Below are 26541 nucleotides of genomic sequence, written 5' to 3' on the forward strand. Positions count from 1 at the left end.
TGGGTAATATTTCTTCGGGTAGTTCACCGAAGTATTGATTCTTTACACCTTCTTCACTCAAGAAACCAGCGGATCATATTTAACCGCGTTCAAAATGGTCTCATACGACTATAGTATACGGCAGCATCTCGGTCGAGCAGTCCGCAAGGAAGGTTTCAATATCCAATTCGTTGATTGCCGTTTCCAACCTGTCCAGTGTTTCGTTGTGAAATTTTTCCAATCAGTTATTTTGGAATCCTAATGTATGGATGGTTAACAGAAGTGACTAGAGGTTATACTGATTTATTAATTTTCTTTTGCTTCCTAAATTGAGAAATAGAGCCTACAATAAATAGTACCAAAAGAGCAAGGAGCGTTTTGCCAATGACTGGATCACTAATATCCTTTGCCAAAGGATGTCCAATTGGAATACGGGTAAATGTTTCATTAACTGTAGGAACTAACGATAAGAAAAAACTAAAGGAAAGAAGAAAGTTTTCAAAATAGCGGGCCTTAATGTGTCCCTTTCTTTTGGAATAGAGAAAATACGCTATTAGTATTAAAATTATGATAATTAAGGAAAAAGCATGTCCCGGGTTAAATCCGCCATGTTTAGATAATCCTAAAGCTGTTAGTGAAGTAACAAGTGTACCATAAAAATAGATCTTGCCAATAAGTTGGCTTAAGTCAATTCTACCACTTCTTATAAAAGCAATAACTGCAGCAACAATAGCAACAATACCTATGACCGTATGAAAAATTCCTAAATTTGATAGTCCCATTATTTTAATTTTTAAATTTGAATGTCTTTTATTGATATTGCAAAATTGCAATACAAAAAACAGAATGGTTTTGTAGATTAGCTCAATTATTTGGCAATATGGTTCAAAAAAAAGGCATACCTAAAAAGTGCGAATTTTAGGTATGCCTTTTTACCATGCTTTTAAGGCATATTTTTTTAAAAAATTTATAGCTAACTAATTCTACTAATCTATTGTATTCACCATTACTTATTATTTAGTTTTAACCGGTAATTTGTAGGTGTAATGTCGTATTTATCACGAAAACTTTTAGTGAAATTAGCCAAATCGTTAAATCCGCAATCAAAGGCGATGTCTGTAATACGTTCATCAGAAATTAAAAGTAACTCGGCAGCCCTCTCCAATCTTTTAGTTTTAATATAATTGGCCGGCGAATCATTGTACAATTTTTTAAATTCCCTTTTAAACGAAGAAACACTTAAATTGGTTTGTTGTGCCAACTCCTCAATACCAATCTGTAAAAACAGATTTGCTTCTACAATTTGTTTGAAAGTATAGGTGATTGGCGAAAAAAGTTGAGATAATATTACCTGTATGGTTTCGGCATTTCGTGTCTGCGATAATAAAAGGATGATTTCTTTCAATTTTAAAATCAAAATTTCATCACTTACCAAAGATGGATTTTCAAAATAAAACAATAATCCCTCAATATATTTTTTGATTAGAAACTCATTATTTACTATTTCGCTTGACTGGTTGGTTACCTTATTCTGTGGTTGCTGAAAGAGAATAGGGAATTCTCTTTGATAAACCTTCTTTAATATATCCGAATGAAAAGTAACTATTACAATTTCCCCATTGCTGTTTAAATTTGATTCGTGTATTCGTCTTCCCGAGTGTATGCAGTTTAGCAATAATGAATAATTGGTAGGAATATTAATATGCTCATCATCAAATTGATATTGCATCTCACCTGCTAACATATATAAAAAGCAAGCTTGTTCCGAAACAGGGAAAATAAATTCAAAAGGCGATTTTAAAACCACCTTTTGGATTAGAGTTTTCCCATACAAATCAATTTTTTTGTAGTCAGTAACCATTTGTTTTAAAATATTCTCCTTGTCCTCCCAGCCGTATTTATCAATCGATTTGCAGACCGTTGTTTTACAATGATAACCAATGTTTATGTTTTGTCGATGGTGCAAGATTAGAAGCACAATGCTCATTCAACATTACGCTAAATTTAGCAAAATTTTTTGGACGAGCATTGCAAGCCTACTGTAGTGAAACAGCTGTTAATCCAACTGACCTCTCACCGTCGTCATGTAACAGACTTTCGGATTGTTCAGGTTCTTCATGAGACTGTTTCTGTAAGCTTTTTAAATTGTTCGATTGTGGCAATAATCTAAAATTTTATTGATTTTTTGCTTTTATTTGAAACAACATAAATATCTTTGTAACTAAGACAATTAGTTAAAGAGGTAAAAATGGGTAAGGATTTAATAATTGAAGTAAGAAAGCTAAGCCAGCTCTATGCTTATACATCTATTCAAATGCACGAAACCATTGCCAGACAAGCTGGCTTTTCAGGAACTGACCACAAATACCTGGGATTTTTTTTACAAAAGGGAAAGTTGACGGCAGGAGAACTTGCAGGTTTAACAGGATTGACCACAGGGGCAGTAACAGGCTTAATAGACAGATTTGAAAAAAAGAAATTGGTAACAAGGCAATATGATAAAAGTGACAGGCGAAAAGTCTTTATCGTTCCGGATACCAAAAAGATAACGGCACTTTTTGAACCCTTTTATAAAGCATTTCAAAAAGAAACGGAGGATTTGCTCGCTTCTTTTTCGGATACTGAAATCAATATCATTAAATCGTACCTGCTAAAAAACACAGAATTAATGAGCGTAACAAAAAATAAGTTTAATAAATAATTATGAACGACATCAAATCAAATACGCCTGCTCAAAGTCCGTTTTCGCAAACGTACTTCCACGGAACCAAAGCCGACCTTAAAATAGGCGACTATATCGAAACCGGAATTAACTCAAATTACGGGCAAAACAATAAAGCGAATTACATCTATCTGACTGCAACTTTAGACGCTGCTATCTGGGGGGCAGAGCTTGCCTTAGGTGAAGGCAGAGAAAGAATTTACTTGGTAGAGACGACCGGTTCATTAGAAGACGACCCCAATTTAACTGACAAAAAATTCAAAGGCAATCCGACGATGTCCTACCGCTCAAAGCATCCTTTTAAGGTTGTAGGAGAAATTACCATTTGGCAAAGGCATCCGTCGGAACAGGTAAAAGCAATGAAAGAACATTTAGCGAAGCTCAAAGAACAGGGTATTGAGGCAATAGAAGATTAAGATTACTGCGATAACCAACATAATGACTAAAATAATCCTATCATTTATTCTCATTCTCTTACTCATCAGTTGTAAATCATCAACCGAATCGAGCGATTATCTTGGGCAAACCTGTCCTGATTCTATTCCCGTGATTTTTGCACCAGGTATCGTTTCAATGAAAGACAGATTAGAACATGGTATTTCATTTACACCCAATACACGGGAATTAACTTTTGGGATACTAAACAAGGATGACCTGAGTGGAAAAATACTTTATTCCAAGAAGATTAATGAAAAATGGACCGAACCGATGGTTTTCGAACCATTAAAAAATGAATGTGTATATCTGCCCTATTTTTCACCTAATGGCAAATCTTTACTTTATGCTCAAAGTAAACCTGATACAGGCAACGTGTACACCGATATTTGGATGATTGAAAAGATTAATGATGATTGGGTTTCTCCAAAGGTGATACAAGCTCCATTAAGTTCGACAAGTAGGGAAGCCAACGCTTGTATGACATATGATGGTACAATCTATTTTTCTTCTAATAGGAATTGTGACGGAAAGGAAAATTGCCACACCGCTGATTTGTTCTATTCAAAACTAACGGATAATGAGTATCAAAGCGTGGATATTATTTCTGAATTTATTTCATCGAATGATGAGGAAAGTGTTTTCATTTCCCCAAAGGAAGAATACATCATTTTTTGTAGATATACAGACGATGAAACAGGGATGGATTTATATATCAGTTATCGTGATATTAATAATAACTGGATTGAACCTCAAATAATTGATTCAACAATAAATTCAAAAGATTGGGACAGAAGACCATTTGTAAGTATCGACAATAAATTTTTATTTTTTACCCGACTGCAAATCGGAGAAAAGGGGTTAACCGAATCAGATATATTTTGGGTTAATACTTCAAAACTGTTTAAACCATTTGTTTATCATTCACTTTCTGACACAATAGTTCAAGTTGGGGAAAAATTCGAACTATGCGTCCCTAAAGATTACTTTAAAGATATAGATGATAAACAATTGACTTACAGCGTCAACCAACATCAATTTGACTGGCTGGATTTTGATAGTAAGCAGATGAAATTATCAGGGTTGCCTTCTGTAGAGGGCGATTTTGAACTGACTTTTACAGCAATTGATAAATCTTCGAATATGACAGATGATAAGATTATAATAACAGTAAAAAAATAATTACGGGGCAATTCCCTTTTCAACAAATAAAAACGATCTTTAGAACACAAATTTGGCGAATGCGTTTGGTGGACACGCTTTTCCCGCACAAAATATCGCCAGCCCAAAATATTCCCGCCAGTCCAGCCAGCGCTCCCCCAGTGAAGTCAATGGCACCTGAATTACTCCAAGGTGCCATTATAGCGATTCCCAACCCCGTCAATAGCGCCCAGATAAAATCCACGTACTTTCTGGACGTTGAAATAGCCAAACCAACGGCCCGATAAATTCGATCGCCGTGCCCGTTTGGACAGAAACCATCCCCAAAATAACCATATAGATGGACGGCAGGTTATCCATTTTATTTTTCATTTTATTATTTTCGTTTTTATCTGATTATTTCCATTTTTTGCTGACGATTTATACTTCTAAAAAGAAAAAATTGTCAAATCTATACCCTATTTTTTCAGCCATTCACTCCATTTCAAACCATCTTGATTACGTTCATTCGTTGTCAGTACACCGCTCTGAAGTGTTCTCCCCAACTTTCCCAGAAGGGAAATGGGCACATTCACAATGGGTTTGGACAAGGATTTATATTCCATGAAAACACGGGCAGCCTCTCCAAGATTCAGTACCTCCGGCCCTCCTATTTCCACGATACCATTGACAGGCTCTGCCAAGGAAATCTTTGCCAATTTTTTTGCGACAACTGAAATCTCTATGGGCTGGTACAAGATGCCTGACGGCAAAAAAGCGATGGGGAAACGTAGGTATTTGATTATTTCCTGCTCAAAAAAGGGAAAAAACTGAGTTGACCGTAATATGGTATAAGGTATGCCGGACTGTTGGATTTCGTGCTCCACTTGGTTTTTGATCCTAAAGTATCTGGTGGAAAAGCTATCAACGCCCACTATCGAGATGAAAACAAAATGTTCTACCTTGTTTCTAAGTGCTTGTGCCAATAGATCTTTTGTTCCTTCCACATCGATTTTGAAGCTTTTCTTCTCGATACTGGATGCAAGGTGAACAATAGTTTTCACACCGTCCATCGAAATAGTTGTTGGGTTCTCCAGATCGAATCTTCTCCATTCCATACCATTGGCAGTATTATCTTCCTGCCGTCGAGCGCATAAAATCAGCGGGAGTTCTTTTCCCAACAGTTGAACTAGCTGTTGACCTAGTGTGCCATTGGCCCCTGTTATTAAAACTTTCCTATCCATTTTCTATTTTTCTCTTGGTACTTACTATAATCCTGTTCCACGCATTTATGGTAACAACAGCCATGATGATCTGAGCAATCTGGTTGTCATCAAAGCGTTTTTCATTTCAATTTTATTTTATTTACTCTATTTCATTCGATCTCGAGGGTCTCTTAATCCAATATGGAAAAAGCCCCTAGCTATAAGTTCACGATATACACCCACAAAGCTCACGTTAAGGATGGAACCTGTCAGGAACTTTTAATAGCATTTGATCGAAACATCCGGCAATTTTTTCTGCTGACAATTCCGCGACTTTGATATTTTCCCTGATATGAAGCTTTTGAATTACGTGCCTGGCCTGATTCTTTCTAAATATTGTTTTCAGGATAGTTGATACATTTGAATTGGGTTTTCTAAACATAAAAAAAAGATAGCTGAGGTACTTTTCCTTCATTTCCACCCCAATGTTCCAGTTTTTCTTTTTGGTAATCCGTAAAAGGGCAGATTTAACCTTTGGAGGAGGAAAGAAACTATCAGGGCCTATATCATATAGGATCTGGAAGTCGTAAAATGTGCGGTAAAACCATTTATAGGGGTCTGTGCCAGACTTCATTGTCAGTTTTTGAGCAGGTTCGAATTGCATTATAAGCGATGCAGACGTAAAATACTCCATATTAACATACATCAGGTACTTTAGAAGCGCTGATGTAAGGCAATATGGAATATTGGCAACTACCTTAAAACTAGTTTTGGGAGCTACGAAATCTCGAAAATCCAGACTGATTATTTCAACGCTTTTGTTATCGTGAAATCGTTGTTTGAGTAACTTGGCCAAAGTGGGGTCGTTCTCAACGGCATACACCTTATCGCAATGTTTAGTCAAATGAGTAGTTATAAAGCCTTTTCCTGCCCCGATATCTAAAACTGTATCATCTTGTTTTAGATTAACAAGATTAATGGCGTCGGCTATCAATACATTATCTATGGTAAAATGCTGACCAGTGAACCTAACGGGTCTTCTATATCTTTGCATGAAAATTTCTTAAGAATGAATACTAAAAATGGCATCACGGAATACGTGATGACGGCAGCATCCAACTCTAAGAAAATAGCGTGATGGGTATTAGGCGCCCAAAAGCATATTGCCGATATGGCAATAGTATTAACATCCAGTAATGAATTAACTACCGATTACTGTGCAGTAGCCCAAGGTCTAAAGAAACCGAAAAATGACGTTATTAACATAATATACTTTTTTGCATTGATGCTGCAAATATAGGGTTATTAGATTTCTTTTAGAAATGCAGATCCATATTTTTATGATTTGGTCAGGAAAACCGGCCAAACGGAGCAAAGCGGAATGAGGCGGCTAAGGCCAGTGAGATAGTATCATTTTCGGAAGATATCCTTATCTTTAGAATCGAAGACGCACCTAGCTAGGCAAGATCAATCGTGATGTGGGCTTGCAAAAGACTGCGTATTCTGTATAACTTAAATTGGCCATCTTATAAGAAACAAGAATAGAGCCGATTATATCCATTCGCATGCGGATTTAATTACGCATACTAACGAGTTGTGTACAGCTTTTTAGAAACGACCGCTTATGACAAAAAAGATAATTGACAAACAAACAGCAGAACATTATTTATGGGGCGACAATTGTGACAGTTGGATTTTAACTGATACAATTGGGCTTTCGGTTAAAGAAGAAAGTATGCCAAGTTTAACAAGAGAAAAGTTACATTTTCATACCAACGCTCAACAATTTTTCTATATTCTCAAAGGTTCTGCAACTTTTTATTTAGAGGAGACTAAAGTAATTGTAGCCGAACAAAAAGGAATATTAATTCAGCCGAAAACGAAACATTATATTGCAAATGAAACCACAGAGCAACTTGACTTTCTTGTAATTTCCCAACCGACAACCAATAACGACAGAACTACAATAGAACAATGATAAACTATAACGACAAAACAAGCTTCTGATGTTCAACTTTAATTAAAGAAGTACTGACAGAACGAGCGGAAAAATAGAAACGAACCGCTAACATCAGTTTTGCAAGCATGGGTAGGGAAACGTCTTTGTATGAAACTTTTCGCTAAATTTGTATGCCCTTGCTTTACGAGAAAGTTGATGGTAAAAGCCCCACCCGGGGCATAGCCGCGAAATGTTAGGTACCAGTTAGATGAATACGTTCAGGGAGTTTTAGACAATGATTAAAACAGAAACAATATGGAAATATTGGGTAAAATTCTGAGTATAAATCCGAATTATATTATAATCGGATTACTTGCAGTTTTCTTCACTTTGGAACAAGTTTCTGGAACTCCTTTTTCATTGAAAAAAAGGGGGAATCATCTATTTCAGAATATCCTTTTTCAAATCACATTGACAATACTAAATATATTTTTTGTATCTATACAAGTCTATTGCATTGAGTGGTTGAATTCTAATGAAATTGGACTGCTATATCTTGTAGAATTCCCATTCTGGACAAAGCTGTTTCTGAGTGTGGTGCTATATGACTTTACAACATATTGGATTCATAGAGCATCACATAAGAGTCCTCTTTTATGGAGACTACATAGAGTACATCATAGTGATACAACAATGGATTCGTCAACTACTTTTAGATTTCATCCATTAGAACTGATTTTGATCTACCAAACTGGAAATATTCTCACAGCAGGAATATTTGGAACAGATGTAACTTCGATGGCCTTATATTATTTCATCATTTATATTTTCTTCTTTCTTGAACACTCAAGTCTGCATTATCCTAAATGGCTGAACAGCACATTAGGGTTAGTTTTTGTAATGCCAGACCATCATAGAGTACATCATCATCAAGAGCAATTTTACACTGATTCCAATTTTGCAGATATTTTAATTATATGGGACAGAATTTTTGGTACATTTAAGCTAATTCCTGCCGGAGAAATGAAACATGGATTAATAGAGTTTGAACAAGAAGAAAAACAAACATTCCTGTATCTTATGAAAAGTCCGTTTATAGACATTAGAAGAAACAAATCTGACAATCTAAAATCAGACGAAAATAAAACCAGCACCTAACAAGGTATTGCCAAAAGCGGGCTGACACAATATTACTGGGCTGAAGGAAGTAATTCAATATGTGTAATTCTATCGAGCAGTAGTGCCGATAATCTCCGTCTTCGACAATACCCGAACCGTTAGCGGTCAACTTAAAAACGACCCTACAACTAAAAACTGAATAACAAATGGAAAAACCAACACAACTGACCACAGACAAATCCAACCCTACCCCTCCACCTTTGTCGTTTCTCCAATCAATTCCGTACTTCATGCTGCCCTCTTTATTTTTTGCAGTAATGAGTTGGTGGGCAGTAAGGGCATTGACTTCTGCTGGCGTTTCTATGATATGGAGTTTTACAGGGCTCTTCGTTGGCTGCCTTGCCACACTCGGTTGCCTGGGGATTATCCTTGCGAAAAAGGAGACAGAAAAGCCTTCAATATACAGGAGACTTTGGCTTAAACCTTCCCGGGTCTCGGATGTTCTTATAGGTCTTGTTATTGGGCTTATCGGTCTGGCGACTTATAAAGAGTTGCAGGGTGTTACAGGTTGGTTATTAAGTATTTGGCCTTTCGGCCTTCCCTCGTGGCAGTATCAAATTTTCGGAGACGGAATGTTTTTCGGCATCCCAGTCGAACAGAACAGTTGGTTAATTGCTGTTTTTCTAATCATTTACTTAGCAAATGTTATTGGTGAAGAAGTATGGTGGCGTGGGTATATACTCCCCAGACAGGTCAAAGGTATTGGCAGGAACGCGTGGGTGGCAAATGGGCTTTTGTGGGCCTTGTTCCATATGTTCCAGCCTTGGGATATCATATCCCTGATTCCTATTGCCCTTGGAATATCTTTCATGTCCCAGTACCGTAAGAGTGCCTGGATTGGTATAGTTGCCCACGGTGTTCTGAATAGTATTGGATGGATACCTTTACTCAGGCTGGCAATACAATGCTAACTTTCATTCAAGCCAACGGTAAACTAAACAGACATCGCGAAAAAAATGAAGACAGAGAATTCAAAGCCGCTTGACAGACACATTCTGAAAATGCAAATGAACAACATTTAGTGCTCAACAGATACAGTTCTATTGAACTTTATTGCTAAAAATCCCCGTCTTCGACAATACCGGACCGTTAGCGGTCAGCTTAAAAAAGCGGAATTCGTATATAGGTAGCTCCACGAAAATAATAATACGGAAAGCGCAAGCATTTCAACAATCCGCCCAAAGTGGGATAACCTGATAAAACTTTCCTTCCTAATTGACGCCACATTCACCTTAAAAATAGCGAAAAGACAATTTTTGAGGCGTTTTGAGTTTTGGACTATACTCCTAGAAAAAAGTTTTGCCAGCTACCATTCCCAATAGTGCGTTGTGTAGATGGGATATGCCAGCTATAAGCAACAAAAGCCCCACATTTCTGTGAGGCTTTTTGTGATCCCATTGGTACAGAACTCGAACTTTTTATTGGAAGATTTGAGACGATTGAACCAATTGAAAGACAGTACCTACCAGCCTGATTTGAATGTAGAAAAGGTTAATCAACAAAAAAGGCCGAAACCAAAGCCTATAAGAAGATCCCACACATATTATCCTTCCGATGAAAACCACAACGATAATATGAAACAGGTAATTGAAGCCAATTACAGGCAGGTTAACGCGGATATTGTACAGGTGGTGGAAAGCGAATTAGAACGTATCAAGAATGACCCCGATTTACAGCATTTGATGTAGCAGGAGTGAATTGGCGGTTTAAATGAATAGGTTTTATATTTTTCTAATGCAAATACTTCCCAAACCCAAATGGGCCATTTGTTTCAGCCTTTCAAAATTTCTTCAAAATTGAAACGCTAAATTTGTAATATGAAAATCCTGATAATAGAAGACGAACAAGACCTTGCACAAAGCATAGCCGAATATTTATCGGAAGAAAGCTATTTGTGTGAGTTTGCTTCTACTTATCATCAGGCATTGGATAAAATCGAAAACTATCATTACGACTGCATTCTTTTGGATATTATGTTGCCTGACGGCAACGGAATGAAAATTTTAAAAGAACTGAAACAGCAGGGCAAACAAGACGGTGTTATTATTATTTCTGCAAAAGATGCTTTGGACGATAAAATACAAGGTTTACAAATTGGTGCTGATGATTACCTGACCAAACCCTTTCATCTTGCAGAATTAACGGCAAGAATATATTCCGTTATTCGTAGAAAACAGTTTGGGAACTCAAACACCGTTCAGCAAAACGAATTACAAATTGATTTGTTGGCTAAAACTGTATCAGTAAACAACGCGTTGGTTTCATTGACTAAAAAAGAATTTAATTTGTTGCTTTACTTTATCGGCAATAAAAACAGGGTTATTTCAAAAAGTACATTGGCAGAGCATCTTTCGGGAGATTTTGCCGATATGCTGGACAGCCATGATTTTGTGTACGCTCATGTTAAGAACTTGAAAAAGAAACTCAACGAGGCAGGATGTAGTAATTATTTGAAGACGGTTTATGGTACAGGCTATAAATGGGGAGTATGAAAAGCTTATTACAAAAATCGCTCAAACCACTTACTATCTTTGCATCCATTGTTTTTGCATTGAGTATACCATCCTATTTTCTGTTAGTTGACTGGATTTGGCTAACAGAATTGGACGAAAACAATGAGCTGATTGTCCAACGTATCGAAAACGAATTTAACGACCAACAAATCAGTGATGAGAAATTAGAAGAAAGCATACAGTTTTGGAATGAAATACAATCCGTAGGAAGAATTGGGCCTACGCTAAAACCCTTGCAAAAAGACAGCGTTTATACCATTCGCCGACAAAACCCTTATTTGGAAAAGAAATCAATCGACCGTTTTCGAGGGTTGATAACGAATATTGAAATCAATAATAAGAACTTTACGGTTACCATTGAAACCAATGTGGAAGAAAGCGAAGAAACTATGGCTTATATCGCTGTTGTTACGCTTTTGTTTTTTCTCATTATGGTTGTCGGGTTTTGGATTTTGAATAGACGGTTATCAGCCAAATTATGGAAACCTTTCAGAAGTACGTTGTCCAAACTAAAAACATTCAACCTGAACAGTCAAACACCAATCGAATTTGAGCGATCCAATACCCTTGAATTTGAAGAACTGAACGAAGCATTACGGAAGCTGATAGCACACAATATTTCTGTTTACAGAACCCAAAAAGAGTTTACCGAAAATGCCTCACACGAGTTGCAAACACCCTTGGCAATCATCAAAAACAAATTGGATTTACTACTGCAAAAAGAAACAGTAACAGACCGCCAATACCAAATCATTGAAGAAATAAACAGGGCATTGACACGCAGCACACGCATCAACAAAAACTTGCTGTTGCTTGCCAAAATAGAAAATCATCAGTTTGATGATAACGAAACGATTAATATCAGTCAATTAACCCAAAAATGTTTAGAACAATTTAAAGAACACGCTAACAATAAAAATATTATTATTCAACCCGACATAGAACCTAATATCATTATTGAGGGAAACAAAACACTGATTGAAATCCTATTGAACAACTTAGTGTTAAATGCTATTCGCCACAACCTGCAAAACGGCACAATTACTATTGTGCTTAATAAAAAGGAATTGGGGATTGCTAATTCAGGAAATACAGCATTAAGCTCATCAGCTATTTTTAAACGCTTCGCAAAAGTATCAAACGACAGCGCAGGAAGCGGATTAGGATTGGCAATAATCAAACAAATCTGCAATCGCCATAATTGGACTATCAACTATCAGTTTATGGATAACACACAGTTTTTTTCTATCCGATTGTAAAGTTACTCACAGTTTTTTCATTCATATATGGTGTTCGTGATTGCTTCGCAATTCAAAATTTCTTCTAAATCGCTTGGGAGCTTTGCAGGGTAAAATAAAAATTTATCCGAAAAATGAAGCATTTATTAGTAAGCCTGATTTTATCATCAATTGTACATTATTCATCTGCACAGACTACCGACAGCCTTTCGTTTATTAAATCAAAACGAATGTCTGATGCAGATTTGGCAAAAAAGAAAGAGGGAACATTTATTACGGGTATTCCCGATTTATCTTCAGACCCTGTGACGGGATTTGGTTTTGGAGTAAGAACCAACATCCATTGGAACGGTACACGAAATGACAGTTTGTTTGCCTACACGCCGTATCTGATGCGTTTGAGGGCCAACGCAGCTTATTACAGTTCCAATGCAAGAGAATTAGTGTTATCGCTTGACGTTCCCTATTACAAAGGCACACGTTGGCGGTTTAAGATTGATTTTAAAGCACAGCAAAACCCCGCAAACCTGTATTTCGGACTTACTGAAAATACATTAGGTGCGTTGCATCTTCCGTCTGATGCGAACACTACTTTCGCAACCTACGGAGCATTTGACAGCGCAAGAAAAACATTGCGTGCGGGTGGAATTGGCGAAGATGATTTTGTAACCGATGCTTTGTCTAACCGTTTTAGGGAAACCGAATTTATGCTTAACCTGAAAGCTGATTACGCATTGGGAAATGGCAAATGGCGTATTATGGGCGGTTATGAAATCCAGCATTTAAGTTACAGGACATTTGAGGGAATGGAAGCCGATGCCATAGACCCCGTAACAGGCAACAACATCAAAGCACCAAATGGAACCCCACTATTAAGGCGGGATTTTGAACAGGGTTTGATTTCAGGACTGAATGGCGGTTGGGTTTCCATTATTCAAAACGCTATCATTTATGATACAAGGGATTTTGAACCCGACCCCACTAAAGGTGCTTACTTCGAGATTGCCAATGAATACTCGAGTAAATATATAGGTTCTCAATTCGATTTTGATAAGTTATTCATACAGGGACGCTATTATCAGCAATTGCCTTTTGGTTCGAGAACGGTTTTGGCAGGACGTGTTGGAGTAGGGAATATTTTTGGGAGCAATGCCCCATTTTTTGAATATCAAGATCAATGGAGTCCCGAGGGAAGCATTAATGCCATGGGCGGTAGACATTCACTACGGGGATACAGGGCAAACAGGTATTTAGCAAGGTCTATGTGGTTTACCAATATTGAATTACGTGCAAGAGTGGCTGAAACCCAATTGGGTAAACAACATTTTGCCTTTGGAGTAGCCCCGTTTTTTGACGCAGGAACGGTACGTGACCGTTGGCAAGACCTGAACTTTAAAAGCATCAAGTATTCGTATGGTGGAGGGCTGCGGATTGCATGGAACCAATCAACTGTTATCTCATTTGATTATGGAATGTCTAAAGAGGATAGGCTGTTTTTCTTTGGAATAGGGCAGGCATTTTAACTTTGTAGTAAAAGGTTTTACGCAGTATTATCAGCTTTGTTTGACTCATTGACTGCGATATTTGCCAAGTTAGGTATCGCAAATGTCAATTCAAACCTTGCAACAGGCATTCGGACAATCGTGATACTGATAATGATTTGGAATATTGTTGTCGCAAGAGGCGAAGTAACAAGAATTAGCACCTTATCAAAGCAGAATATCGTTTTTCTTATCATTTCGGGAATGGTAACAAGCTTATCGTGGCTGTTTTATTTCAAAGCACTACAATTAGTAGGAAATTGAAGCCAATTGCTCGGTGTAACGGATTGAAGCCGTTATACACTAATTGTAGAATGCCTGTCCGGAGTAAAGGAATGTGTGTTAAAAAGAAGATTTAAGAACACCGATGAAGAAATCCGTTTTTTCAAATATCAGAAACCTGTCATTATAGCCAAACTCATTTACTACAATGCGATTTACAAAATCGAGACAAAAAAACCTATGGAGCAAAACCCATTAGGAAATACTAATAAAAAATGAAAGACATCATAGTGGTAGAGCATCTGAATAACGAATTAGCGCCCAAATATTTTGAGCAATCCTATTTCACGCATATCCTTTGCCAAGGTGGAAAAGGTCAGTTTCGACTGGACAACAACGATTATGCTATTGAAAAAAAACGACATCGCTATATTTTGCCTTCTCAAGAAGTTCAGGATTTACGGTTTTCCCCGAAGTTCAAGACGACCTTCCTTTTGGTATCGTTTGATTTAATGAGTAAAAATAATCCGGATATTTCATTACATCGCTATTTTGCGGTTTGCTGCGCTGCGGTACCCGTATATCTTTCGCCAACAATTTTTATCTTGTTCAGTTCCGTAGTAAGCTTTTGTAGTTCCTCGCCGGAAAATTCAATATCTGCCGCCCATATATTTTCCTGTAGGTGTGCCAGTTTGGTCGTGCCCGGGATGGGTACGATAAAGGGCTTCTGTGCCAAAAGCCAGGCTAATGCCACCTGTGCCACGGTTAATCCCCGTTGGTCGCCAAATTCTTTGAGCGTGTCGATCAGTCCCCAATTTGCGATGACATACTCGGGCTGGTAACGGGGCAGCGAAGGCCTGTTGTCATTGGCAGCGTTATATTTTGTTCGTTCGTTCAGGTAACCGGTAATCATCCCCCGACTTAACGGACTGTATGGCACGAATCCGATGCCCAGTTCCTCACAGACTTTTATCACGTCATGTTCAGGCTGACGGGTGAACAGCGAGTATTCACTTTGCAGGGCAGTAACAGGCGTCACGGCGTGTGCCTTGCGGATATTTTCCGCTGCCGCTTCGGACAATCCGAAATGCTTCACTTTCCCTTCCTTAATCAAATCCTTGACCGTTCCGGCAACATCCTCCATCGGTACATTCGGGTCAACCCTGTGTTGGTACAATAAATCGATATAGTCCGTTCTCAGGCTTTTTAAAGAATGTTCAACCACAGCCTTTATTCTGTCGGGTCTGCTGTCCAAACCTTCGCTTGGTTTGCCATTTTTGAATCCGAATTTGGTGGCAATGATAATGTCCTTGCGAAAAGGGGCAACGGCTTCGCCCACCAGTTCTTCGTTCACCAAAGGCCCGTAGGCTTCGGCTGTGTCATAAAGATTCATCCCCAGTTCATACGCCCTGCGAAGCAAAGCAATCATCGGCTTTTTATCGGGAATAAAGCTCCTGTGATAACTCATGCCCATACAACCCAACCCTAAAGCGGACACTTGCAAGGCATTGTTGCCCGAACCTAATGTCCGGTATTTGATCACTGTTGCATCAGGGTCCTTTTCATCTTTCCCTGTTGGTCGGGTACAGCCCATTGCCGGGGAAATAAGGAATGCTCCGCCTGCTAAGGCGGCCGCTTTCAAAAAGTTTCTGCGACGGTTATTTTTCATGATCCTATTCTTTATTTGTTCATACTACTTGATCATGCAAATTTCCGAACCTTATCGTAGTGTTGATTTATACAGATTACTGATTTTCATACCATTATTACGGATTTGTGTATTCAGATGGCAAACCGTTGACGGATTTCTGTCGTCATTGGTTTACCAAGCTGCTCACCACCTCAAAAAACAAATAAGCCTTTGTTTTTGACATCGACAAATCCATTGGTAAAATTGCCTATGAACTGGGTTTTAAGTATCCGCAACATTTTACGCGATTATTTAAGCAAAAAGCAGGGGTAACACCGAATGAGCATCGAAGCTTAAATTAAACGAGGGTCTCTGAAAAGCCGATAGGCCTAATTTTGTTGACCTCCTTCTGTTCTCATCCCAGCTATAAACAACAAAAGCCCCACATTTCTGTGAGGCTTTTTGTGATCCTATTGGTACGGAACTCGAACCCTTTTTTGGAAGATTTAAGGTGATAAAAATCGTACATTATTAAGATTGTAGAAAGCGAAATGGAGTGTATCAAAAATGACCCCGATTTACAGCATTTGTTGCAACAAAAATAGAACCTGAAAAGAAGAACCGTCAGAATGAAATTTGAAACGAGCAAAATCGCTGTTTTCCGATAATTTTTTCGGTGCTTTTTATTCCAAAAAAAGGAGAGACAAATGGATAAAAAAGAGCCGGGTAGAAAAACTAAATGATTTGTTCCTATTTGAGAATAGCGTCAAACACAGACCTTACACATTATACTTCAATCCTCATTTCTGTTACACAATACCGCAATTCTGTTATTTATTTTCTTTCCCGGCGCCGCAATTTTGCATCAACAAAGTATAATAAACAAAACAGCCAAACTTTAAAAAAATGAAAAAAGCATTAATAACCGGAGCCAATAAAGGAGTTGGTTTCGAGACAGCAAAACAGCTTTTGCAAAACGGATATTACGTTTTCATCGGAAGCCGAAATTTAGACAATGGTATTGCTTCGGTAGAACAATTGAAAAGCGAGGGTTTTGAAAATGTAGAAGCCATACAGTTAGACGTGACAGATGCTACTTCAGTACAAGCTGCCTGTCAGGAAATTGATAATAAAATAGCGGTACTCGATGTACTTGTTAATAATGCAGGCATCAACGGAGGGTTTCCACAGGCAGCATTGGAATCAAGTGTCGATGCTTTTCAGCAAGTAATGGACACCAATTTATATGGAGTGATAAGGGTAACGCAGGCATTCATTGGTTTGTTAAGAAGATCGGAGCAACCAAGAATTGTCAATGTATCATCAAGCGGATGCTCACTTACACTACATTGCGACCCGAACTGGAAATATTATACGCATAAAGCCGCCCTATATGGTGCTTCAAAAGCAGCAATGAACATGTACACGATTAATCTCGCTTATGAGTTAAGGGATACACCTTTTAAAGTAAACGCAGTATGTCCGGGATTTGTGGCTACCGATTTCAATGGTCACAGGGGAACTGGAACCGTTCAGGAAGGTGGTATTCGTATTGCCAAATATGCAATGATTGGAGAAAACGAACCAACTGGAAAATTCATCAGTGAAGAATATAATCCTGAAACCGGAGAAACCCCGTGGTAATAATTCAGTAATTTAGTGAGATGAAAAGTAAGGGGAATAAGCTACATAAGTTTCAGTCGTTATCAGACTTCCATCAGGTGTTCGGGTTATCAAAACCCGTGCATCCTTCGGTAAGTCTTATCCGCATTGAAGACATGAAAATACCGCCCGGGGAATTAGCGGACCAATTGGTTTTGGACTTTTACAAGATTGCCTACAAAGACAATCTCGGAAAGGCGAAATACGGACAGCATCATTATGACTTTGGAGAGGGCGGCTTAGTGTTTACTTCACCCGGTCAATTATTTGAGAAACCGCGCAATAGTATCCATAAAGGATATATTTTGCTTGTCCATCCTGATTTTTTGTTATCTTATCCCTTAGCAAAAAAAATAAGGCAGTATGGTTTCTTTTCCTATAATACAAACGAAGCACTGCATCTATCTGAAAAGGAAAAAGAAACCATTTTCTCTGTCTTTAATATCATCGAAGATGAACTGAACAGCAGGATCGATGATTTCAGTCAGGATGTTATTATTTCGCAGATCGAGTTGCTGCTCAATTACAGCACCAGGTTTTACAAACGCCAGTTCATTACACGCAAAACGATTGGCAACAATTTATTGCAACAGTTTGAAGACATTTTGGAAGATTATTTCAATAGTGGAAAAACATTGGACAATGGTATTCCGACTGTGCAATATTTGGCTGAACAACTCAATTTATCAGCCACGTATTTAAGCGATATGCTACGTTCGTTAACAGGGCAAAATACGCAACAGTACATTCACAACAAACTAATTGAGCAAGCGAAAAAAATACTGTCAACCTCTGATTTATCCGTAGCTGAAATAGCATACCAATTAGGATTTGAGCATCCGCAGTCATTTAGCCGATTGTTCAAGACAAAAACAAACCTATCTCCCTTGGAATTTAGACAATCCTTTAATTAAAGAATTAGGAAGAGAGACACAGAAAATTAGGGTTTAAAAGAAAACAGGATAATGCCTAAATATTATGATTTAGGCATTTTTTTCAATACCCGGAATATCAGGCCTACTATCGCCAAGTCATTTAATCGCTTCTCTAATTTCTCAATCTTCCCTCTGGTCAATTTCTTCACTTCTTGGGAATCATCGTCTGCTATTTCTCCATCGTTGTTTTGAATACAACAACCAGTGAGGTGGAAAAGGACTGGTCAGACTGGAAATAATAAGTGTCCAACCATAGCTTAATATCGTGGTTGCCCCGTAAAAACATTTTCTCGTCAAGGAACGAGTTATTGCTACGGTAGTACTTGTAAAAATCGAGGTTGTTGTCAAAGAACCTCTTTAGCTTTTTCAGTTCTTTTTTGAGGTATTTCCTTATGGGCTTTGCTCTGTAGGGCTTCTTTGTCTCGATTTTATAAATGGCGTTGTAGTAAATGAGTTTTGCTAAAATAGCAGGTTTCTGATATTTGAAAAAACGGATTTCTTCATTCACATTCTTAAACCCTCTTTTCAAGACATATTCCTTTACTTCGGACAAGCATTGTACAATTACGTGTATAACAGCCTCTATTCGTTGTACAGAGCAATCAGCATCTATTCCAGTTTCGGTGATTGAGGTTTCCAGTTTAGAAAGTGTTTCATTGTAAAATTTATCCATCCAATTATTTTAATTGCTATTTTATTAGAAATGCCTAAATCTGTTGTGTTTAGGCATTATCCAATTCCTCGTTTATAATTTTAGAGAGATGACAGGGCTACCCATCATCTACACGCTATTTTTTTAATAAAGAATAGCTAAACACTGCCTTTCTGCAATTCAAAGATGGTGATTTCTGGAAGTATACCCACACGACCGGGATATCCAAGAAATCCAAAACCAGCATTAACATATAGCTGCTTGTTTCCCTCCGAATAAAGCCCTGCCCATTCTTTGTAAATGTATTGCACAGGACTCCATTGGAAGTGTTCGCTCCGCACACCAAACTGCATTCCATGTGTATGTCCGGCAAACATTGCATCAACATCCGTATCTAATACCTGTTCACGCCAATGCGATGGGTCGTGTGACAGGAGTAGTTTTACTGCTTCTTCCTCGGTTCCGAGCAATGCCTTTTGAATATTCCCTCTATTCGAAAAGTTCCTCGTACCCCAGTTTTCTACTCCCACGATGGAAATAGTTTCGTTATCCACTTTGACCTTGCGGTTCTCGTTGCGAAGCAAATCCCATCCCATGACCTTATGTGTGCCAACGAGGTTTTTGAGGTTTCGGTGCTTTTCGGGAGAATCCCCGTAACCGAAATGGTAATCGCCATAGTCATGGTTTCCGAGTACCGAAAATACCCCTAAATCGGCTTTCAACTTGGAAAACAAATCTTGATAGTCCCACATCTCCGAAGCAAGGTGATTGACCAAGTCGCCCGTAAAAAAAATCATATCCGGTTTTTCCCCCATCAATAACTCTATCCCACCTGATACCGCTTTTTTATTGTAAAACGAACCCGAATGCACATCCGAAATCTGTGCAATGGTCATACCATGAAAGGTTTGTGGAAGATTAGGCAGGTACAGCTTTTGCCGACGAATCCTATAATCGTATGCACCCGAAATTACACCCCACGATAGCCCAAAGAACGGCAACGAAGCCACGACCAATCCCGACTTGAGCAAAAAATCGGAACGTGTGATTACATGCCTCTGCTTGTCTCCGATAAGTTGGGGAGAGGGAGTTTCTTTTTCTTTTTTTGGAAAGAGAAAACGGGAAATCCACACGCCTCCACGCCTAATGTCGCCAGTAACCAAGACCAGTCCATAGCTAAATTTACACATGGTCGTAATGATAAATGTAATCACAATACCGGAACGGTAAGCAAACGGAAAATCGGAGCGAAGCGCTGTGAATAACCCGATTAGGAGCATGATGCTATACCCCCACCACAGCCATCCAAACCATATTTTCTTCGCAAAGGGGATGCTCGACCCACGCAATGCGAAGAAAACATAAAAGTCCAAAGCGACAATAAGTATGGCATAGAAAAGAAGCATACGGTATATTTATTTGCCTAATTTTTGTTGAACCTGTGCAGGGTAGCGTTCGCCTACAATTTTAATTGTCGCCAATGCTGCATTTATTTTGCTCAACTCGTCATTGGTTAATGAAACATTTGTCGCACCAATGTTTTCTTGTAAGCGGTGTAATTTTGATGTTCCCGGAATTGGAACGATGAAAAGTTTTTGAGCCAATAACCAACCTAATGCAATTTGTGCAGGTGTAGCGTTTTTGTCTTTCGCAATGGAAACAACCAAATCAACTAATGCTTGGTTGGCTTCCCTATTTTCTTTGCTGAAACGTGGCGACATATTTCTTGCATCGGTTTTATCCAATTCCACATCTGCGTTTATTGTTCCTGTCAAAAATCCTTTGCCCAATGGACTAAAAGGCACAAAACCAATACCTAATTCTTCCAATGTCGGAATAATTTTATCTTCGGGCTCACGATAAAACATTGAGTATTCGCTTTGCAAAGCGGTTACAGGCAAAACGGCGTTTGCTTTGCGAATGGTTTCTGCATTTACTTCACACAAACCAAAATGTTTTACTTTTCCCTCTTTTATCAGGTCTTTTACAGCACCTGCAACGTCTTCAATAGGAACATTCGGGTCGAACCTGTGCTGATAAAACAAATCAATTACGTCTGTCCGCAACCTTTTCAAAGACGCTTCGGCAACGGCTTTTATGTTTTCGGGACTACTGTCTAATCCCAATCTCCCATCCCCGTCTTTGAAACCGAATTTTGTAGCAATCACAACTTCATTACGCAATGGTTCAAGTGCTTCGCCTACCAAGAGTTCGTTTTCTCCATAACCTTGCGCCGTGTCAAAGAAAGTGACTCCGTGTTCAACTGCCGAACGTATTAACTTTATGCTGTCTTCCTTTGTAGGTGCATTCGGAAAACTTAATCCCATACACCCAAAACCCAATACAGATACTTCCAATCCGCTGTTTCCTAATTTTCTTTTGTTCATCTTTTTTGATTTTAAAATTTGTTAGTACAAAATTGGCTCAATAAAAAATGAAACCATTTGCCATTTGGCAAAAAGTGATTTTAGCGGATATTCTTTCTTATTCTGCTTAAAGATGATTGCGTAATGCCCAAATAGGAAGCGATGTATGACAAAGGCACACGATTTACCAATGTTGGAAACTTCTCGATAAAGTCAAGGTAGCGTTCTGTTCCGTCCTGCGAAACCAATTCGCTTCTTCTTGCAATTTTTTCGCCGTGATGTTTAGTGATTATTTTTTGAATAATGCTATCCCAACCAATAATCGTTGCGGAAAGGTCTTTCCAATTTTGTTTTGAAAAAACAACCAATTTGCAATCGGTAATGGCAGACAGATATTCGGAAGGCGTAAAAACTTCATCAACTGTGTTTCCCGATAAAATCAAATGGTTTTCCTCAATAAAATAGCGTGTAATTTCTTCACCTTTGTTGTTGTAATAAAAAACACGAATAACACCGTCCGTAAGAAACCCAACCTGTCTAACTGTTTTTCCCGCTTCCCAATAATATTCGTCTTTTTTGAGTTCTATTTCTGTCGCCTTTCTTGTAATCAAGTCTATCTGCTGTTTGTTCAAATTACCGAACTGCAACAGGTAATTTATAAATTCTTCCATAGTACAAAATTATTAAATGGTTTGGTATGACGATTTGCCAAATGACAAAATGCAATATTATTTCTGTGTTTCCTAAGGTAACTATCGTTTAGTCACTTATTCTTATACCCTTACTCCTGCTGTATCAAATGCTGTAAATCGGGGTCGTTCTTAATCCGCTCCATTTCGCTTTCGACAATCTGCATAACGTCCGTTTTAACCTGCCTGTAATTGGCTTCAATGACCTGCTTCATATTGTCGTTGCCGTGTTCATCGGTAAAGGATAATATCTTTGGTATCTTTTTGTAGGCTTTGGTTTAGGCAATGAAGTTATTTACTTTTCATCCCGCTCATCCATTCTCCGTATTAGTTCCTCCCGAAGTGTATCAAGGAATTTAGTACGGTTCATCTTCCGGTTTCTCAATTCCAAATAGGTCTGGTAGAAATTGCCCAAATCAATGCCAAAGGCACTTTCAAAATATTGGGCTACTTCCCTTATATCGTTGTTCCCGTTGTCAAACACATTTTGATAATGCAGGGCATAAATCAATTCTATCAATGCCACTTTGCTACCTGTCCATTTCAGATTTTTCGGTGCTTTCGATTTGTCTTTTTGGAATTTGTTATACAACTGGTCTTCGATGTAAACCTGTATCAAATCGTTGGCTATTATCTTGGCGACCTTGTAATCATGTGATGTAGAAAAATTGTGGTCTGACTGGAAATAATAAGTGTCCAACCATAGCTTTATATCGTGGTTACCCCTTAAAAACATTTTCTCGTCGAGGAACGAGTTATTGCTACGGTAGTACTTGTAAAAATCGAGGTTGTTGTCAAAGAACCTTTTTAGCTTTGTCAGTTCTTTGTTAAGGTATTTCCTTATGGGCTTTGTTCCATAAGGCTTTTTTGTTTCGATTTTGTAGATGGCATTGTAGTAAATGAGCTTGGCAACAATGGCAGGTTTCTGATATTTGAAAAAACGGATTTCTTCATCGATGTTTTTAAAACCTCTTTTCAGAACGTATGCTTTCAGTTCGGACAGGCATCCGAGGATAAGGTGGATCACCGCTTCTATCCGCTGAATAGAACAGTCTGCTTCAATCTCCATTGTGTCGATTGCCGTTTCGAGTTTAGATATTATTCCATTGTAAAAATTGTCCATTCAGTGGTTTATGCATTAATTCGTTATCAAAAGCTATTCTATCCTTTCACAACGGTATTGTAGCCTTCCCCGGAAATAGGACAGTTATTTATCCAAAAAATGTTATTTTAGAACTTAACTGTTATCATGAGAAAACACACATTCAGCGAGAGCCAGATCGTCAAGGCATTAAAGGAGAACGAAGGAGGCCGCAGTGTCGGGGATATATCCCGGGAACTGGGCATAGACAAGAGCACGTTTTATTACTGGCGAAAAAAATACGGAGGCATGGAGAGCGGGGAACTGAAACGCCTGAAGGAACTTGAACAGGAAAACCAGCGTTTAAAGCAGATGTATGCGGATGTGAGTCTGGACAATAAAATGCTGAAAGACCTGTTGTCAAAAAAGTTCTAAAGCCCTCCGGCAAACGGCAGTGCGCCATGTATCTGATGAATTCATATAAAATCGGGATAAAGCGTGCGTGCGCAGTTGCGGGACTTACCAGATCCATGTGGTACTACAGCAGTAAGCGGGATGATAGTGAGTTGATCGGAAAACTTTCCCAGCTTGCGGTCGCATACCCCACCCGGGGTTTCGATGAATATTATTACAGGATCCGCCGTGAGGGCTTGAAATGGAACAGGAAACGGGTTCTGCGCGTATACCGCCAGATGAAACTGAAATTGAGGAGAAAACATAAAAAGCGCCTGCCCGGAAGGGAGAAATGCCCATTGGAGGTTCCCCTGGAACTAAATGAATGCTGGAGCATGGATTTCATGAGCGATTCGCTTACCGATGGCAGAAGGATACGGGTATTCAACGTGATCGATGACTGCAACCGGGAGGCACTGGCTTCCGATATTGGATTGTCTTTTCCGGCACGTACAGTTATTGAAACTCTGGAGAACTTAAGGGATGAGATCGGTACACCGAAATATATCAGGTGCGATAACGGGCCGGAATTTCTTTCGAAGCTTTTCATAAACTGGTGCCAGCGGCATCACATAGAGATCAGATATACGCAGCCCGGAAAACCAATGCAGAACGGATATGTGGAGCGTTTCAACCGTTTTTTCAGAGAGGATATACTGGACGCCTATTATTTCAACGATATATACCAGATGAGAGAAAAGGTATGGGAATGGACTGAGGACTACAACAATAACCATCCCCATAGTTCATTGGGCAATAAATCACCGAGGGAATTTAAACCCCGATTCAGCAAAGAATTAAAATTCTTCGCTGAATCGGGTTAATTAATTATTTTTTTCTGAATTTTATGCTGTCCTAAATTTGGTAAGCCTACAGTATCCCAAACCAACCACAGTTTGTATAATATCTCTTATTTTAATTTCAGTGCGGTTAGCTTCAACTCTAAGAATATTATCTTCGTCTTCAAGGTCGAAGTTAATTTTGTAGACAGTTTTGTATTGTACTAAAAGGAATTTTATAATTTCACAGGCGTTTTTTTCATCCCGTACATCTGTTTTAAAAATTTCTACTGTTTTCATGTTTCTGTTTATCAGACCGGGGTTTCGAAACAACTTCAATAGCAACTTATTTATCTCAAGGGTGAATGACAAAATAGAAGTTACAAACAGCGCCCCTGTATGCAAATTCATGTAGCTTTTTCGTCTAAATTCAGTGCCATTACAAAAAAGTCGAATTTCTGAGAACCAATGTTTTGTGAATACTGACTTATTATCTGATAGCCCTTTTTGTGATAAAAATTTATTGCCTTTTGATTCTCTTTTAATACAGAGAGCCAAATACGCTGATATTTTAAAGCAATTATTTCTTGCATTAAAATTTTATGCAGTTCTTTACCGATTTCTTTGCTTATAAATTTTTTTACGACATAAATCTTATCAAGATAGCACGTATTTGGTGGGATTATCAATTGGCTTGTGAAGTCCAGTTTAACTTTCGCATAACCAACAGGAATGCTATCGTAGAAAGCAATCCAATAAATGGATTTCGCTTTTAGTATACTGTCGTGAATCCTTTTTTCCGAAAAAATGTCTTCCAAGTAATCCAACAGGTCGTTCTTGTCGTTGAAAAAAGACTCAAACGTATCTGAAAATGTTATACGTCCCAATTTTGAAATAGTTATCACGTCATCTATGTCGGCTTTTCTAATATTTATCATAAGTAAGTATGTTTAAGATGGCTGTGTAACCCTCCCCATTTTCGGACTGGCGTCGGGACGATTATCCAAATGTAAAAATAGTTGTTGTTATTAGGTCAATCTTTTTAAAGTTGACCTAATAACAACATGCCGCCGGCAGGGCACGGTATTCCATTGGCGTCTTTCCCCCAAGTGCTTCATGGGGTCTACTGTAATTATAGTCCTGCATCCATTCCTCTGCAAGAATCTGAACCTGAGTGATATTATCAAACAGATAGGCGTCTAATATATTTTCCCTGAATGTGCGGTTGAACCGCTCAATATACCCATTCTGCATCGGTCTGCCCGGTTGGATGAACTGTATACCGATTCCTTTATTGGCACACCATTCCCGAAATTCCCTGCTGATAAACTCCGGCCCATTATCTGTACGGAAACGTAAGGGCTTTCCATGCTCTTTGATGATCCGTTCCAATAATCCGGTCACTGTGGTTGCTGGCATACTGTGGGCGACTTCTATGGCGATCGCCTGCCTATTATGATCATCGATCACGTTCAATGTCCTGAACTTCCGCTTGTTGGTCAATACATCACCCATAAAATCCAATGACCACGTTTTAAGGGGCGCCTCCGGTATCACCAGCGGCTCCTGCACCCGGGCAGGGACGCGCTTGCGCACTTTTCTCCGGCGGTTCATGCCTAAGAGCAAATAGACCCTGCGGACACGTTTATAATTCCATTTCAGACCTTCACGCCGGATACGTGAATAATAAAGATCCTGACCCTCGGTGGGATGCTTTTCGGCTAGCTCCCGGAGTTTGTCAATGGTTTCGCTGTCGTCTTTTTTCTTCGTATAATAATACATGGACTTGGGTAGGCAAACCACCCTGCAAGCCCTGCTGATGCTGGTATGATGAGTGGAAATCACATAAGCAGCCATGTCTTTGCGCTGGCAGGGCTTTAGAACTTTTTTGACAGTACGTCTTTTAGGATCTTATGGTCAAGGGCCAGATCTGCATACATCTGCTTTAAACGGCGGTTCTCCTCCTCCAGTTCTTTCATCCGGCGGAGTTCCTGGCTGTCCATCCCTGAGTACTTCTTTTTCCAGTTATAAAAAGTGGCTTGGTGCACCCCCAGTTCCCGGCAGATATCCGACGTGGATTTACCTGACTCATGTTCTTTGATCGCTGAAACGATCTGGTTCTCACTGATTCTTGACTTTTTCATCGTTCTGTTGTTAAAGTTACGAATTTTCGTGCTTCAA

General features: G+C 38.8%; 29 protein-coding genes and 3 pseudogenes. 17 read left to right on the forward strand and 15 right to left on the reverse strand.

Annotation, left to right across the window (positions count from 1 at the left end):
* Positions 1-272: 272 nt before the first annotated feature.
* Positions 273-761, reverse strand: a complete 489-nt coding sequence (locus H8S90_RS18420; protein WP_187339308.1) for a hypothetical protein — start codon at positions 759-761, stop codon at positions 273-275.
* A 224-nt stretch (positions 762-985) separates the two neighbouring features.
* The gene (locus tag H8S90_RS18425) at positions 986-1723 is read right to left on the reverse strand and encodes an AraC family transcriptional regulator (RefSeq protein WP_255501654.1); all 738 of its coding nucleotides are present in this window, start codon (positions 1721-1723) and stop codon (positions 986-988) included.
* A 504-nt stretch (positions 1724-2227) separates the two neighbouring features.
* On the opposite strand from H8S90_RS18425, the gene H8S90_RS18430 reads away from it, so the two are divergent.
* The 3 genes from H8S90_RS18430 to H8S90_RS18440 are packed head-to-tail and all read left to right on the forward strand — an operon-like array spanning position 2228 to position 4318.
* Positions 2228-2680, forward strand: a complete 453-nt coding sequence (locus H8S90_RS18430) for a MarR family winged helix-turn-helix transcriptional regulator (RefSeq protein ID WP_187339310.1) — start codon at positions 2228-2230, stop codon at positions 2678-2680.
* A 2-nt stretch (positions 2681-2682) separates the two neighbouring features.
* A complete protein-coding gene (gene arr / locus H8S90_RS18435; protein WP_187339311.1) occupies positions 2683-3117 on the forward strand; it encodes an NAD(+)--rifampin ADP-ribosyltransferase in 435 nt (144 codons plus the stop codon).
* Positions 3118-3139: 22 nt separating this feature from the next.
* A complete protein-coding gene (locus tag H8S90_RS18440; RefSeq protein ID WP_187339312.1) occupies positions 3140-4318 on the forward strand; it encodes a hypothetical protein in 1179 nt (392 codons plus the stop codon).
* Positions 4319-4755: 437 nt separating this feature from the next.
* Here the strand turns inward: H8S90_RS18440 and H8S90_RS18445 are convergent, their stop codons facing one another.
* Both H8S90_RS18445 and erm read right to left on the reverse strand, forming a co-directional pair.
* The gene (locus H8S90_RS18445; protein ID WP_187339313.1) at positions 4756-5520 is read right to left on the reverse strand and encodes an SDR family oxidoreductase; all 765 of its coding nucleotides are present in this window, start codon (positions 5518-5520) and stop codon (positions 4756-4758) included.
* A gap of 214 nt (positions 5521-5734) precedes the next feature.
* Positions 5735-6535 (reverse strand): 23S ribosomal RNA methyltransferase Erm, encoded by an 801-nt coding sequence (gene erm / locus H8S90_RS18450; protein ID WP_187339314.1) that lies wholly within the window; start codon positions 6533-6535, stop codon positions 5735-5737.
* A gap of 570 nt (positions 6536-7105) precedes the next feature.
* Between erm and H8S90_RS18455 the strand changes: the two genes are divergently transcribed.
* From H8S90_RS18455 to H8S90_RS18495, 9 genes and pseudogenes are all read left to right on the forward strand, one after another.
* The gene (locus H8S90_RS18455; RefSeq protein WP_187339315.1) at positions 7106-7459 is read left to right on the forward strand and encodes a cupin domain-containing protein; all 354 of its coding nucleotides are present in this window, start codon (positions 7106-7108) and stop codon (positions 7457-7459) included.
* A gap of 276 nt (positions 7460-7735) precedes the next feature.
* Positions 7736-8578, forward strand: a complete 843-nt coding sequence (locus tag H8S90_RS18460) for a sterol desaturase family protein (protein ID WP_187339316.1) — start codon at positions 7736-7738, stop codon at positions 8576-8578.
* 167 nt (positions 8579-8745) lie between these two features.
* Entirely contained in the window at positions 8746-9510 is a 765-nt protein-coding gene (locus H8S90_RS18465) for a CPBP family intramembrane glutamic endopeptidase (RefSeq protein ID WP_187339317.1), read from the forward strand.
* Between the two features lie 423 nt (positions 9511-9933).
* The gene (locus tag H8S90_RS25960) at positions 9934-10287 is read left to right on the forward strand and encodes a hypothetical protein (RefSeq protein ID WP_222852129.1); all 354 of its coding nucleotides are present in this window, start codon (positions 9934-9936) and stop codon (positions 10285-10287) included.
* A gap of 129 nt (positions 10288-10416) precedes the next feature.
* Positions 10417-11091, forward strand: coding sequence for a response regulator transcription factor (locus tag H8S90_RS18475; RefSeq protein ID WP_187339318.1), 675 nt, complete (start codon positions 10417-10419; stop codon positions 11089-11091).
* Complete coding sequence (locus tag H8S90_RS18480) at positions 11088-12371, forward strand: histidine kinase dimerization/phospho-acceptor domain-containing protein (protein WP_187339319.1); 1284 nt, start codon at positions 11088-11090, stop codon at positions 12369-12371. Before H8S90_RS18475 ends, H8S90_RS18480 begins: the two co-directional genes overlap by 4 nt.
* A gap of 113 nt (positions 12372-12484) precedes the next feature.
* Entirely contained in the window at positions 12485-13873 is a 1389-nt protein-coding gene (locus H8S90_RS18485) for a DUF5982 domain-containing protein (protein WP_187339320.1), read from the forward strand.
* 48 nt (positions 13874-13921) lie between these two features.
* A complete protein-coding gene (locus H8S90_RS18490; protein ID WP_370525657.1) occupies positions 13922-14155 on the forward strand; it encodes an EamA family transporter in 234 nt (77 codons plus the stop codon).
* Positions 14151-14379, forward strand: a pseudogene (locus H8S90_RS18495) (RteC domain-containing protein); the annotation flags it as partial. The gene H8S90_RS18490 and the pseudogene H8S90_RS18495, both read left to right, overlap by 5 nt.
* A gap of 281 nt (positions 14380-14660) precedes the next feature.
* Here H8S90_RS18495 and H8S90_RS18500 read toward each other — a convergent pair.
* Positions 14661-15782 carry an aldo/keto reductase gene (locus tag H8S90_RS18500; protein WP_187339322.1) on the reverse strand — a complete coding sequence of 374 codons (1122 nt, stop codon included), beginning with the start codon at positions 15780-15782 and terminating at the stop codon, positions 14661-14663.
* Between the two features lie 215 nt (positions 15783-15997).
* On the opposite strand from H8S90_RS18500, the gene H8S90_RS18505 reads away from it, so the two are divergent.
* The 3 genes from H8S90_RS18505 (at position 15998) to H8S90_RS18515 (ending at position 18319) form a co-directional block, all read left to right on the forward strand.
* Positions 15998-16105 (forward strand): AraC family transcriptional regulator, encoded by a 108-nt coding sequence (locus H8S90_RS18505; RefSeq protein WP_255501959.1) that lies wholly within the window; start codon positions 15998-16000, stop codon positions 16103-16105.
* Between the two features lie 544 nt (positions 16106-16649).
* A complete protein-coding gene (locus tag H8S90_RS18510; RefSeq protein ID WP_187339323.1) occupies positions 16650-17387 on the forward strand; it encodes an SDR family oxidoreductase in 738 nt (245 codons plus the stop codon).
* Between the two features lie 20 nt (positions 17388-17407).
* Positions 17408-18319 (forward strand): AraC family transcriptional regulator, encoded by a 912-nt coding sequence (locus H8S90_RS18515; protein ID WP_187339324.1) that lies wholly within the window; start codon positions 17408-17410, stop codon positions 18317-18319.
* Between the two features lie 226 nt (positions 18320-18545).
* On the opposite strand, the pseudogene H8S90_RS18520 reads toward H8S90_RS18515, so the two are convergent.
* The 6 genes and pseudogenes from H8S90_RS18520 to H8S90_RS18540 form a co-directional block, all read right to left on the reverse strand.
* Positions 18546-19013 (reverse strand): annotated as a pseudogene (locus H8S90_RS18520) (RteC domain-containing protein); the annotation flags it as partial.
* A 137-nt stretch (positions 19014-19150) separates the two neighbouring features.
* Positions 19151-20398, reverse strand: coding sequence for a metallophosphoesterase (locus H8S90_RS18525; RefSeq protein ID WP_187339325.1), 1248 nt, complete (start codon positions 20396-20398; stop codon positions 19151-19153).
* A gap of 9 nt (positions 20399-20407) precedes the next feature.
* Entirely contained in the window at positions 20408-21379 is a 972-nt protein-coding gene (locus H8S90_RS18530; protein ID WP_013407623.1) for an aldo/keto reductase, read from the reverse strand.
* An 80-nt stretch (positions 21380-21459) separates the two neighbouring features.
* The gene (locus H8S90_RS18535) at positions 21460-22029 is read right to left on the reverse strand and encodes a Crp/Fnr family transcriptional regulator (RefSeq protein WP_187339326.1); all 570 of its coding nucleotides are present in this window, start codon (positions 22027-22029) and stop codon (positions 21460-21462) included.
* Between the two features lie 110 nt (positions 22030-22139).
* Positions 22140-22319 (reverse strand): annotated as a pseudogene (locus tag H8S90_RS26255) (mobilization protein); the annotation flags it as partial.
* A gap of 23 nt (positions 22320-22342) precedes the next feature.
* Entirely contained in the window at positions 22343-23170 is an 828-nt protein-coding gene (locus H8S90_RS18540) for an RteC domain-containing protein (protein WP_187339327.1), read from the reverse strand.
* Positions 23171-23296: 126 nt separating this feature from the next.
* On the opposite strand from H8S90_RS18540, the gene H8S90_RS25965 reads away from it, so the two are divergent.
* Positions 23297-23563, forward strand: a complete 267-nt coding sequence (locus H8S90_RS25965; protein ID WP_222852088.1) for a transposase — start codon at positions 23297-23299, stop codon at positions 23561-23563.
* Positions 23564-23589: 26 nt separating this feature from the next.
* Positions 23590-24405 (forward strand): IS3 family transposase, encoded by an 816-nt coding sequence (locus H8S90_RS18545; protein ID WP_222852336.1) that lies wholly within the window; start codon positions 23590-23592, stop codon positions 24403-24405.
* Between the two features lie 21 nt (positions 24406-24426).
* Here H8S90_RS18545 and H8S90_RS18550 read toward each other — a convergent pair whose 3' ends face one another.
* The 4 genes from H8S90_RS18550 to H8S90_RS25970 form a co-directional block, all read right to left on the reverse strand.
* A complete protein-coding gene (locus H8S90_RS18550) occupies positions 24427-24660 on the reverse strand; it encodes a methyltransferase type 11 (protein ID WP_187339328.1) in 234 nt (77 codons plus the stop codon).
* A 107-nt stretch (positions 24661-24767) separates the two neighbouring features.
* Positions 24768-25298, reverse strand: coding sequence for a GNAT family N-acetyltransferase (locus H8S90_RS18555; RefSeq protein WP_187339329.1), 531 nt, complete (start codon positions 25296-25298; stop codon positions 24768-24770).
* Positions 25299-25413: 115 nt separating this feature from the next.
* Positions 25414-26217 (reverse strand): IS3 family transposase, encoded by an 804-nt coding sequence (locus H8S90_RS18560; protein WP_222852130.1) that lies wholly within the window; start codon positions 26215-26217, stop codon positions 25414-25416.
* A 20-nt stretch (positions 26218-26237) separates the two neighbouring features.
* Entirely contained in the window at positions 26238-26504 is a 267-nt protein-coding gene (locus tag H8S90_RS25970; RefSeq protein ID WP_222852131.1) for a transposase, read from the reverse strand.
* Positions 26505-26541 lie beyond the last annotated feature (37 nt).

The organism is Olivibacter sp. SDN3, from assembly GCF_014334135.1.
In the GTDB taxonomy this organism is placed as follows: Bacteria; Bacteroidota; Bacteroidia; order Sphingobacteriales; family Sphingobacteriaceae; genus Olivibacter.